At 34.5% G+C, this 12,989-nt stretch carries 8 protein-coding genes; all 8 read right to left on the bottom strand.

The annotated features are described in order from the left end of the window. Positions 1-62: 62 nt before the first annotated feature. The 8 genes from ACHMWN_RS11655 to ACHMWN_RS11620 all read right to left on the bottom strand — a co-directional run bounded on the left by ACHMWN_RS11655 (position 63) and on the right by ACHMWN_RS11620 (position 12,941). Positions 63-1,706, bottom strand: a complete 1,644-nt coding sequence (locus ACHMWN_RS11655; RefSeq protein WP_397301140.1) for a UxaA family hydrolase — start codon at positions 1,704-1,706, stop codon at positions 63-65. Next, positions 1,706-3,220 carry a tagaturonate reductase gene (locus tag ACHMWN_RS11650; RefSeq protein ID WP_397301138.1) on the bottom strand — a complete coding sequence of 505 codons (1,515 nt, stop codon included), beginning with the start codon at positions 3,218-3,220 and terminating at the stop codon, positions 1,706-1,708. The genes ACHMWN_RS11655 and ACHMWN_RS11650 overlap by 1 nt, the downstream gene beginning before the upstream one ends. Before the next feature lie 173 nt (positions 3,221-3,393). After that, the gene (locus ACHMWN_RS11645) at positions 3,394-5,373 is read right to left on the bottom strand and encodes an alpha/beta hydrolase family protein (protein ID WP_397301136.1); all 1,980 of its coding nucleotides are present in this window, start codon (positions 5,371-5,373) and stop codon (positions 3,394-3,396) included. 28 nt (positions 5,374-5,401) lie between these two features. Next, positions 5,402-6,436, bottom strand: coding sequence for a pectate lyase (gene pelA, locus ACHMWN_RS11640; RefSeq protein ID WP_397301133.1), 1,035 nt, complete (start codon positions 6,434-6,436; stop codon positions 5,402-5,404). 76 nt (positions 6,437-6,512) lie between these two features. Beyond that, the gene (locus ACHMWN_RS11635; RefSeq protein ID WP_397301131.1) at positions 6,513-8,438 is read right to left on the bottom strand and encodes a glycoside hydrolase family 88 protein; all 1,926 of its coding nucleotides are present in this window, start codon (positions 8,436-8,438) and stop codon (positions 6,513-6,515) included. Position 8,439: 1 nt separating this feature from the next. Continuing rightward, the gene (locus ACHMWN_RS11630) at positions 8,440-10,110 is read right to left on the bottom strand and encodes a glycoside hydrolase family 28 protein (protein ID WP_397301128.1); all 1,671 of its coding nucleotides are present in this window, start codon (positions 10,108-10,110) and stop codon (positions 8,440-8,442) included. Positions 10,111-10,289: 179 nt separating this feature from the next. Then, a complete protein-coding gene (locus tag ACHMWN_RS11625; protein ID WP_397301125.1) occupies positions 10,290-11,906 on the bottom strand; it encodes a glycoside hydrolase 43 family protein in 1,617 nt (538 codons plus the stop codon). Between the two features lie 87 nt (positions 11,907-11,993). After that, positions 11,994-12,941 (bottom strand): pectinesterase family protein, encoded by a 948-nt coding sequence (locus ACHMWN_RS11620; RefSeq protein ID WP_397301123.1) that lies wholly within the window; start codon positions 12,939-12,941, stop codon positions 11,994-11,996. Positions 12,942-12,989 lie beyond the last annotated feature (48 nt).

The raw sequence follows: 12,989 nt of genomic DNA, 5'->3' as shown, positions 1-12,989 counted from the left end.
GCAATTTTTACCTTATTAGGTGCTTTAAGATTGCTTCGTGCCTCGCAATGACGAGTTGTGTATTATAAAGATACTCCTCTTTTCCAAGGAATAAAATCATCTTGATTTAGCAAAACAGCTTTGGGAATTACTTCACCACTGGCTGCTTTAATACAATATTCTAAAATATCTTCTCCCATTTCTTCGATGGTTTTTTCGCCTTCTATTACTGAACCTGTATTGATATCAATAATATCGCCCATGCGATTTGTTAAGGCATTATTGGTTGCTACTTTAATTACAGGGCAAATTGGATTTCCTGTTGGTGTACCCAAACCTGTAGTAAATAAAATTAATGTTGCCCCACTTGCGGCCTTACCTGTAGTTGCCTCCACATCATTTCCAGGTGTGCAAACTAAGTTTAAACCACTTTTTGTAGCTGGCTCTGTATAATCTAAAACATCAACAATTGGCGATGTTCCACCTTTTTTTGCTGCACCATTACTTTTGATGGCATCTGTAATTAATCCATCTTTTATATTTCCGGGAGAAGGATTCATGTCGAAACCTGAGCCTGCATTTTCTGCTGCCTGATTATACGCACTCATTAACTTAATAAATTTCTGCGCTGCAGCTTGGTCTTTGGTTCGATCAATGATATTTTGCTCTGCTCCACATAATTCAGGAAATTCTGCTAATAAAACCGTTGCTCCTAAGCCAACCAATAAATCTGAACAATAACCGACTGCAGGATTAGCAGATATACCGCTAAAACCATCGCTACCACCACATTTAACGCCTATATTTAATTTACTTAGTGGTGCTGGTGTACGTTCTATTTTATTCGCCTCCACTAAACCTCCAAAGGTTTTTTTAATTGCCTCGGCAATCATACTTTCTTCGCTTTGCGATTTTTGTTGTTCGAAAATATATAAAGGTTTATCAAAGCTTGGATTTCTGTCTTTTAAATCTGCTAGGAAATCCTGCACTTGCAAATTTTGGCAACCTAAACTGATTACGGTAATTCCTGCCACATTTGGGTGATCGGCGTAAGCAGCTAATAATTTACTAAGTACTGCTGCATCTTGTCTTGTTCCTCCACATCCTCCTTGATGGTTTAAAAACTTAATACCATCTATATTTTTAAAAACTCTATTGTTTCTAGTATTTTCAAAAGAAAGTGGTGTTTCAAAAGTCGAGATATCAGTTCCTTCTTTAAAAGCCTCTACTAGTTGGTGTGTGTATGCTTTATATTTTGCGGTTACCGCGTAGCCTAATTCATTGTGTAAAGCTTCTCTAATAACGTCTAAATTGCGATTTTCGCAGAAAACAGTAGGGATAAATAGCCAATAGTTTGCTGTTCCAACTTTGCCATTTTGGCGATGATATCCATTAAATGTGCGATTTGCAAATTTCGAAACATCTGGTGCTTTCCATTCGTAATTGTAAGGACGATATTGGTAGGGTGCTGTTGCATGTTTTAGATTTTCAACAGTCATTAATGTACCTGCCTTTAATGAGTATTGTGTTTTACCCACTAAAGTTCCATACATAAAAACTTCATCACCAGCATTCATATCTTTGGTGTAGAACTTATGCTTTGCATGAATTTCATCTATCAAGGTATACGTATCACCTTGATAATTTATTAGTTCACCAGCTTTTAAATCGGCTAATGCGATAAGCACATTATCTTTTGGATGAATTTTTAAAACCTTATTCTTCATTACAGTACATTTATTTTTGAAGTGGTTAATTCTTCTAAAGATTGTGGTATTTCGCCAGCTACTATTCTATTGTACTTTTCTTTCACCGATTTTGTAAATCCTGGTAATAAGTTTAAATCTGTACCCCAAAAATCTACATCATTCAATACGCTTGTTGCATAATTAGTGATATTTACAGATAATTGATCGTAAAAATATTTAGCATTATTATCTGTAATAAGGTATTCTAACCCTTGGTATGATCCGTAAAATTTGCTCCCCTCCCTATGGTCGACTTTCATAAATACTAAATAAGCAGCAAAGCCAAAGGCGATATGTTCTGGAACTTTATTAAATAATTTGTAATAATTCAATAACAATGGCAAAATGCGAATTTTCATTTTCATGGTGTATTGAAAAGTGATATTAATCCACAAATGCTCTATGGAAGGATTTGCAAAACGATCTTTTACGGTACTTGCAAATGTTGTTTTTTGTTCTTCAGTAACCTCATACGGTACAGCCGGACCGATTTCTGTAGCCATCAAATCTTCTATATACGTTTTGAGATGGTCGTTGGTCATTGCATTTTTAACTGTATCAATACCTGATAGAAAAGCAATACCAGAACTTAACGTATGTGTTCCATTTAATAAGCGAACTTTTAATTCTCTATAAATTTCTATGTCGTTGGCAATTACAACTCCTGCATCTACTTTTGCAAATTCTAAAACGTTTGCTACTTTTTCATCGCCCTCAATAGCCCATAAACGGTAGGGTTCTGCCATTGACAATAAATTATCGGTATACCCTAGTTCACCTTGTAAACCAGCTAACGTTATTGCGTCTGGTTTACCTGGAACAATTCTATCTACTAATGAATTACAAAAAGTATTTGATGAAACCACCCATGCTACAAAATTGGCTTCTAGTTGATTAAATTTAGCAAGTTGCAATACAATTGATGCCAATTTAATTCCGTTATCTGGAATTAACTCTGTGGCAATAATAACTAAGCCACTTTCTTTTGAACCATTAAAAGCTTTAAATCTTTCGTACAGTACAGCTAAAACCTTGGCTGGGAAAGAAGTTGGTGGATTTAAACTGATGCTTTCGTTTACAAGTGTTATGCCTACTTCTGTAGTATTAGAAACGATTACTTTCAAATCTTTCGATTTTGCGATGCTTAAGATTTCTTGCCAGTTTTCTTCAGCAGAAATAACTCTACTTATTGCTGATGAAATAATATTTTCTGATACTGGCTGACCATTTTCCAATCCGCGTACGCAAAGTGTATATAAAGAATTTTGAGAATCAAACTCGGTTGTTGATCCGCTTGTTGATTTTACAACTGCAATTCGGCCATTAAAAATTCCTTGGCGATTTGCTTTATCTATGAAATAATCTGGTAGACCACGTAGTAAAACACCAGTTCCAAACTGAAGTACCTTTTCTGGAAGTTCAAAGGTGCTCTCCTCAGGTACAACCACATTTTTAGGATTGATTAAATTTAGATTTTCTTGAGATAAAATCATTTCTAATGAATACTGCTTTTCAATTTTAAAATTTGTTCACAAAAAGACGGCAATGCCCTTTCAAAGCATATTGGTTAAAGCAATTATACTTATTAATTGCTAGTAAAAACCCTATTTGGATGCAAATATTTGCGCAATCGTTCCCGAGAACGTTGCAAAAAAATATGGTGTGTTTAAGGATAGAACTTCACTTTTTCTGTACCCATCCAATTTATTAAATTTGGAATATCGTAATAGTTAAGTACGTTGTTAATTACAACTCCATATCTATCTTTTGCCAAAGGCTGATTTAAGATATCTTGATAGGTTGAAATACATTGATATAAATTGATTTTACCGATTTTAGGGTTTAAAAATGCAGCATGTAAAGCTGGCAAACCAACTAATCCGATGGAATTGATTTCTATTGGCAATTCATTTAAATCTACTTTCCTATTTAAAAATTCCATTATGCTTAATACATCGGTAATGCGTTGTCCGATAAGAGGTTTTCCTATATGCAACGCTAACATCGCATTGCGATATTCCTTATTGAAATATTTCGGGTCGTTTAATTCCGGTTTATCTTTAGTTTCTCCAGTTCCACGAAGGTCAACAGCTACTATAATTACATCGTTTTTTTCAGCTAAAGATTGTGAAATAATACTATCTCGTTTCTTTGTATCGTCACTTAACCAAATTACTATTTTCTTTGCGTTGACTGATGGATAATACATCCGAATTGGTAATGGTACTTCATTCTTTTTGCGAAGAATAATTTTATCAAACTCAGTATCAAAGTGACCAATTTTTCCTTTTCCAACTTTTTCTATTTCTAATTTTTCATTAGTCGACGTTATTCCTAGTAATTCTCTGATTTTCTGCTTTCTTTGTTCAATGGATTGTTGGGCAAATAATCTTCTTTGTTCAGTTTTTTCATTAAATAGTTGAAGATTTTTTTCAGCAATAGTTACTTCATCAGGATAGCTTGTATTTACTTTTCCATTTGCACTTGCAAATAAATCTTTATCTGTTAAGGTTTCTAAATTCAATTCCTGAACTGGCTTTGCATCGTTATAAAACCATTTCCTAAACCACTGTACTGCTGCTTCTCGCTTAGGTTTTGAAATTCCATGTCCATCGTCATACGTAAAAAGTGATAATTTTTCTGGTGATGCTAAACTTTGATACACTTTCTTTAATTCTTCAACTGATTGCAATGTTGCATTATAATCTATAAAATCATATCGTCCTGCTAAAACTAAGATCGGTTTAGGTGCAGCTGCGATCAGATAATCGCTCATTTCTAACTGTGCATTTCCCTCTCCTGGAATTTGCGCACAACCATCCGCAGCGCCAGTCATCTCTAAAGTTCGTTCTCTACTTGCCAAATAACTGCATGGCGCAATAATTTTAACTCGATCATCAAAGCCTGCAAAGTAAATAGCTTGCATTGCGCCTCCACTATTACCAATACATCCAATTTTGTTTTTATCAATTTCTGGTCTAGTCTCTAAATAATCTAATGCGCACACATTATCTAATAATTCATACGCTGCAACAGAAGTTCCTAAAAGATTTGAGGATAAATTTAACAAGGTATGCTCAGTAGTTGAGCCACGAGTAAGCGCTTTTCCAGTTTCGTCTGTTAACTGAACTCTTTCGCTTTGAGAAATTGGATCGATTACAAAAACCATAAAACCATTTTTAGCAAAAAGAATGGCTGTTTGTTGATACGATTCGGTCGCTTTAGCTAAATCTTCATGCCCACAAAAAAGCAAAACAGCAGGGAATTTTCCCTTTCCCTCTGGGATATACAAATTTGCCGTGATATGATGGTTTTTAAAACTCTGGTAAACAACTTTCTCAATACGATAACCAGATTTTTGAATTGCTCCCGTTATTTGTGGATTTAAATTTGCTTTTTGAGGTAATGCACCTAAAATTGTTTTAACTTTTTGTCTTACCGATTGGATATACGCAATCGTATTTGTTTTAGAAGTTAATGCTTTATTAAATGCAATTTTTCTTTTATCGTATTGCGAATGCAATTGCTGAACTAGATAAGTGTTTAAACTTACATCAGTTTTCCAGTCGAGTATAGTTGATTTTTGAGCAAAAACTGTACAAATTAAGCACTGAAATAACATGAAAGTAGCTAAATTTTTAATCATAATTGATTTCTTAGCATTTTGTAAAAACTTAGGGATTAGCCTTTAACCATTTGGGATATTCTTTATTTAGAAGATTGTTAGGCCATGCCCCGTACCAAGCATAACCGTTTCTGCGTTCGAAACTAATATCAGCTACATTATCTTTTATTGAATTATCTCTATCGCCAAATATGGGTTTATTGGTTTGAAAATCGTAAAATCTAGCCCAGATAACAGCAGTTGGATCAGCAATTAAACCTCTATCCTTTCCATCAGGGAATTTCTCAAACTTATACCCTTTGATTTTTGTTGCTTCAAACCAATTGATTGCGTTAGAAATTGCATTTTTTATCTCAAGTGATGGATTTTTAAATCGCATCAAAAATCGAACAATTCCAACAAATTCTGATGTACTTAAGGATGCTGGTTCAAAATTTCTAGCCTTAGCTGGTTTTAATGTATTTTGATCGTATTGTGCAGCCCAAATCGTTGGTTTTCCATTTTGTAAAACCTGCGTTTTTAAAATGCAATCTATACCTCGTTTTACGGCATTTTCAGCTTTGCTAACGTAACTTTTGTCAACAACTTCAAAATCGTTTGCTTGTGTTGCAATATCTTGCATGATGTTTAACACATTTACAATAGCATCGTCATTATACGTTATTTCGGCTCTATAAATACTTTTATCTGGATAGTATTGTGGCCAACCACCATTTGCATATTGCGCCTTTAACAGGTAATCTATTCCTCTTTGTGCTGCTATTAAATATGCTTTATTGTTTGTTGTTTTATAAGCTTTTACTAAGGCATTAATTTCTCTACTTGTAGCCTTATTATCAATTGTAGCATGTTTATCTGTTGTGGCTTTAATTTTAGCCATCAATGCATCGTTAAGTGGAGTTTCATATTTTACTACACTACCATCTTCCAATTGTTTTGGCCAAGCACCATTGCTTAACTGATAAATCAACATTTTCTCTGCTGTAGAATCTGTTTTAATAGAAGACTGACCAGTTTGTGCAGTTGCACAAGAGCAAAAAATCATACAGATAAATGCGTAAACTAGTATTAATTTATTCTTCATGTTTATCGTTTTAAGATTGCTTCGTACCTCGCAATTACGACTTGGTAGGCAATAACTTTCTATATTCGTTTTATGACTATTTTACTTGTTTAGCTAACCAATTCATTAAATCAGCTGCTGCTTTTAAGTTATCGTAGCTTGCTGGTAATTTTCTACCGTCTACATATTCATTGTATAACCATGGATCTCCAATCATAAAAACAGTTCCTTTTCCATATTTAGTAACCGACATTACATTATCGCCATCTTTATCCTTTAAAATCGATTTCGCATTGCCCGAAAGTTTTAAACTACTATATTCTTTAATAAAAAGATTGGTTGAGTGTTTAAAAATCTCATTCCCAACAGGAACCACTACTTTTGCAGTTTCAAAATTAGAAGGAACTGGAACTGTTCCTTTACTATCTTTATTGAACTGTACACCGAATTTTATTGCCAATTCATTAAAATGATCTAACTCGCAATTTGGTGCATCATTTGCCATTAATACCAAAACACCGCCAGCTTTTACCCATTCAGTAATTGCTTTAATATGAGTGTTTTCTACAAAATTTGGTTTTGGATTTTCCTTTTCAAAATCTGGATCTACAATAATATAAACCGACGAATTTTTTAAGTTCGCTGCTGTTGGTGCTTGATATAAGGTATTGGTTTTAAAACCTGCATTATTGAATTGATCTCCCCAAAAAGAAAAACCGCCATTTGCCAATTCTTCCCACTTGTAATGCCAAGAAATGGTGTTATTACTTTGGTCTGCTTTAGTTTCATTATTGAAATAAGAATCTAACGTTACCGTTTTACCCAAGCCAGGTTTTGGTAAAGCAGCAATTTCCATCTCGTTAGCAGCCAACAAAAATGCACCAACACCTTTTGGGTCATTGGTAATTACTTTCTCACTCAAATAATACGAATAACTGCCATCTCGATAAGGTTTTCCACCCAAGCCCGAAACGCTTACTGTTCCTTTTAAATTAATTTTTCCTACCGATGCCTGTTCAATAAATTTAGTTTTAATGCCTTTATATCCTTTATCCGCAACTGCGAAGTACGACGCAGGTAAATAACCCATGCGCACAGCTTTTGCGAAGGTGTACACGAACATATTTGCTGCTGATGCCTCATGATAATTTCCTTTGCCATTTGGCTGATTTAAGATATCGTACCACAAGCCAGATTTTTGATCTTGCACTTTTTGTACTGCCACTGCATATCGATTTAAAATAGCTAATAACGCTGCACGTTTAGGATGGTTTTTCGGAAAATTATCTAGTACATCAACTAATGCCATGCCATACCAACCCATTGCCCTAGCCCAAAAATTAGGAGATTTACCAGTCGTTTTATTGGCCCATTGTTCAGTTTTAGATTCATCCCAACCGTGGTATAGTAAACCCGTTTTAACATCTCTTGCATTTTTTTCCATCCAAATAAACTGGTTTGCGATGTCATCGAATGCTTTTTCGTTTTTAATTATTGCTGCGTATTCTGCATAAAAAGGTTCACCCATATATAAACCATCTAACCACATTTGATTTGGATAAACTTTCTTATGCCAAAATCCTCCTTCTTTTGTCCGAGGTTGTTGTTGCAATTGATCCCATAACAAAGTGGCGGCTTTAAAATATTTTTGCTGCCCGGTTACTTTATATAGTGTGAGTAGCGAACGGCCGTTCTTAATATTATCAATGTTATAGTCAGTTAGTTTATAGCGGTTGATTGTTCCTTCTTTAGTTACAAAAAAATCCATGCTTTTTTGCATGTATTTAAAATATTCCCCGTTTCCAGTTCTTTTCCAAATACCATTTATTCCTTCTAAAATCACCCCTTGATCGTATGCCCATTTTACAGGTTTTGGATTTGCTGGATCAAGATTTAATGAATCTTTCCAAATTTCCATTACTGTGCTAGCCATTTGTTGTGATAAAGGTTGTTGTGCCTTTACCTGTAAAGTTAGAGCTACGAAAGTTGCTACGCTTAAATATTTAAAAATGGATGCTTTCATACTATTTGTTAATCTCTAATGATTTCTCAGTTGCTCCTGCTAGAAATTCGGTTTTATTTGTTGCTTTTGCAGCATCTAAACCAGATGTTTTAATAGCGCTATTTCTATCACCACTGATGCGGAAAAGCAATTGTGCTGTATTGTAATTTATAGTCGAAAAATTGATGTTATTTCCATTTTGGATATTAATTAATGGATTAGCTTTATCAACTACCAAATTTATTTGACTTAAACTTACATTTTTAGCTTCTTGAATATCAATACCTTCAGTAGCTTTAACGCTAAAATTATCAATAGTGATGTTGCTAATGCTCAATTCTGGTAAACCTCTAATAAAGATTGCTTTTGAAGCGCCATCGCACACCATGTTACTAATATGAAAATCTCTAAAAACTGGAGTTTCTTCGGTTACTGGCACTAATTGAATTTTAGGTGCGTCTCTTTTTTCGCCAGTTAAAGGAACAGGATCTACTGCAGCATAATACATATCGAATAGCACTGCTTCACCTACAATATCTTTCATATTGATGTTTTTAACGAATATTTTCTCTACAACTCCACCTCTACCTCGAGTTGTTTTAAAGCGAAGACCAATATCAGTTCCAATAAATGAACAATCGGATACAAAGATATTTTTTGCTCCGCCAGACATTTCACTTCCAATTACAAATCCACCATGTGCATGATAAACAGTGCTATTGCGAATAATTACATTTTCCGTCGGCATTCCGCGTTTCCTACCTGCTGCATCACGGCCAGACTTGATGCAAATTCCATCATCACCTACATCAAAAGTACTTCCTTCAATTAATACATTTTTACATGATTCTATGTCAATACCATCGCCATTTTGTGCATACCATGGGTTTTTAACATATACATTTCTAACTGTTAAATCTTCACACATCAGCGGATGAAGATTCCAAGCAGGTGAGTTTTGAAAAGTAACTCCTTCTAGTAATATTTTTTTGCAAGAAGTAAGCACCAATAAATTTGGACGTAAAAAGTCTTTAATTGACGCATAAAAATCTGCTGTTTTATCTGTTGTAATTTCTCCTGGATTTTTTAACGATGCACCTTTAAATGTTTTCTCCGAAGGATACCATGTTTTTTTATCCTCGCTGGTCAACCCACCAGATGCTATTAATTTTTTCCATTGACTTTCAGTTAATTTATCTTTTTTAACCATTCGCCAAGCATCACCACCTCCATCAATAATTCCGTAACCGGTAATCGCAATATTTTGTTGTTTAGTAGCAGAAATTGGCGATTGATTTCGCATTTGTGGTAAACCTTCCCAATTGCCTGCTACTAATGGATATTGATCAAAATCTTTTGTAAACTGAAGAATAGCATTTTTTTGGAGATGTAAATTTACATTGCTTTTTAATTCAATTGGCCCACTTAACCATAATCCTTTTGGAACGACAACTACACCACCACCTTTTTTAGCACAAGCATTAATAGCATCATTAATAGCTTTTGTATTTAACGTCAAACCATCGCTTTTAGCACCATATTTTACAATACTAAACGTGTCAGTTTTAAATGAAGTTTTAGCAACAACTGGAAGGTTACTAAATGAATAATTTGGTTTAACACCAGATTGGGCATTAGCAAAGAATGAGGCATTAAATATGAGGAAAGCGATAGTATAACCTATTTTTTTCATGTTCGTACAACAATTTATATTGGTTTGTGGAGCTTAATACTAACAAGTCTACATAGTTTTAGACAGGAATAAAACAAAATGACAGAAAATAACTATGCAATCGATACCAATTTGGGTTGTAAGTGATATGGAGTAGTTATAAGTCTGAAAATTTGAAAACAGATGTATGCTATACAACTTTACTTCTCTATTCTAAACCAATCAAAATCTGCATATCCAGCATCATTTATTTGTTGTTCTCTAACGGAAAACAAACCCACTTTAGCGCCTATCCATTTGCCAGGCTCAGCCTGAAAAATGTCATTTACATTTGTGAATTTATCGCCATCAAAACTATAACTAAACTGACATTTTGATCCTTGAGTTATGGCTACACTCAAATAAATAGTTGAAGAATTTAATTTAATCAATATTTCTTCGTTTTCTGACTTGCCTTTATCTGCTGCTTTGCAAGTGGTGTAAACTAAATAATTCCCATCTTTTTTACTTTTAATAGCAAGATTAGCATAACTTAAACCAGTTACAATTAGCCCAGCTTTTTCATTTTCTAATTTGGTATTTGGAGTAAAAGTTAATTTTGTAACTACTGTAAATTTCTCAGTCGGAAATTTTTGTAAGAGTAAATTAGGTACATCCCAATAATTCTTAGCGCTATCTGGCATTTTAACAGCATACAAACGTAACGAACCTTTTGCTGGATTTAAAAAAGACCATGTAGCAGAAGGATTTGCTTGCCATTGCCATTGTAAACCTAAATTTATTCCGTTAAACTCATCACTTTCTGCTGGTGTGGCTATTGCGACTGGTTTAGTAATTGAAGGCTTTTTATACCTTAAAATAGGTTCTCCAATTCCATCGCCATCTACATCAGTTCCAATTACAGGCCAATTATTTATCCATTTCATAGGCTGTAAATGCACAACTCTGCCGTACGCTTCTTTATCCTGAAAATGCAAAAACCAATCTTCGCCCAATGGCGTATTTACCCATGCACCTTGATGTGGTCCATTTATTGGAGACTTTCCTTGATCCATAACCACTTTACGCTCATAAGGACCATAGACATTTTTTGATCGTAATACCAATTGCCAACCTGTACTTACTCCACCAGCTGGTGCAAAAATGTAATAGAAACCATTACGTTTATAGAACTTAGGGCCTTCTATGGTTGGATCTAGTTCATGCCCATCATATACCAGTTTTCCTTCATCGATAATTTTATCACCTGCGGCATTCATTTTTTTAACGACGATAATACTTTTAATTCCCGCTCTGCTACCAGCATAAGCATGAACTAAATACACTTTTCCATCTTCATCCCAAAGGGGACATGGATCGATTAAGCCTTTCCCTGCTTCTACTAAAATAGGTTCAGACCATGGGCCAGCAGGTTTCGTAGCTTTTATTAAGTAAATTCCAAAATCTGGATCAGGATAATAAATATAGAACTCTCCATTGTGGTAACGGATAGCAGGTGCCCAAACACCATTTCCATGTTGGGTTTTGGCAAAATGCTCAAAAGGTGGTTGTCTTTTTAAGGCATGGCCGATAATTGTCCAATTTACTAAATCTTTAGAATGTAAAATTGGTAAACCAGGAACAGCATCAAAACTTGAAGCTACTAAATAGAAATCATCACCTACTCTCACCACATCTGGGTCAGAATAGTCAGCATCTATCACAGGGTTTTTATAACTTCCATTACCTAAATCAGGTACCCAAACTTTAGAAATTGGATTTTGAGCACTAACAATTAGCGTAGAGAAAGTGATTAAAATGGTGATTAATTTCTTCATTTATTATTTTCTTATGATTTGTCATCCAGAAGGTAGTGAAGGATCTAATAGAATAATTAGATTCCTCGTAAACTCGGAATGACAAAATTAATTAGAGGGAATCCACGCTGCATTTCCTTTAAAAATAGTTGCTAGTGTATATTGCTTTACTTCCTTTTTGGTGAGCTGTTTAGACCAATTTACTCTACTATCTTTTACAAAACCAGGCCCAAAAGAACCGTATTCTGCGTAAAAGGTAGTTTCATGATTTTTATTTTCATTCCACACATGCCATCCCTCTGGCAATATATGCCCACCCATTTCTGTTCGGATAAAAACCGTTTTGGCATAAGGTCTCCAAGGTCTACCTAAATACACTTTTTGAAATGCTGGATCGGCGGTAAGCTTGCAATCTAAAAACACAAAACCGAATGGTTGAGCTTGAGTAGTTGATGCTGCTGTGATGTACGAATTTTTTTTGCTGTGAATATGACAACGCTCAAAAATTACGGTAGCAGCGCCAAATATAAAGTCTGTTGTACCTTCTATATAGCAGTCCATATAGTATTGTCTGCTAGTATCTGCTGATGGGAAAAGTGTATCTTGATTTCCTAAAATTTTGCAGTTTTTAATCACCACTCGATCTGCTTCAACATGTAATGCTACAGCTTGTCCAACTGGACCTGCTGAGTTTTCAAACGTTATATTTTCTGCCTTAAAATCATTTCCTTGCACTAAAACAGTATGCGATGTATAAGTATTAATTCCATTTCTCCCTGAATAATCATCAAAAGTGATGATTGTTTGTTCTTTATTTTCGCCGATTAATGAAATTTTAGATTTTTGAGATGGAATAATTAATTTCTCCTTATAAATTCCATTTTTAATATAAATTGGCACCTGCACTTCAGATAAATCTCGCACTGCATTTACCGCTTCCTGTATGGTCTTAAAATCTCCGCTACCATCTTTAGCTACTGTAAAAGATTTCGGATAGGTTTGCGCATTTGCGGATAACGTAATGAAGATAAAAAGGCAAGTTAGTATTGTTTTCATTTCTTTGTTTTATTCACGTCACCCTGAATTTATTTCAGGGTCTTATTT

The sequence above is a fragment of the Pedobacter sp. UC225_61 genome (assembly GCF_044452285.1).
Taxonomy (GTDB): Bacteria; Bacteroidota; Bacteroidia; order Sphingobacteriales; family Sphingobacteriaceae; genus Pedobacter.
Note: the sequence above shows the minus strand (reverse complement) of the source record. Positions and strands in the feature narration are given on the sequence as shown.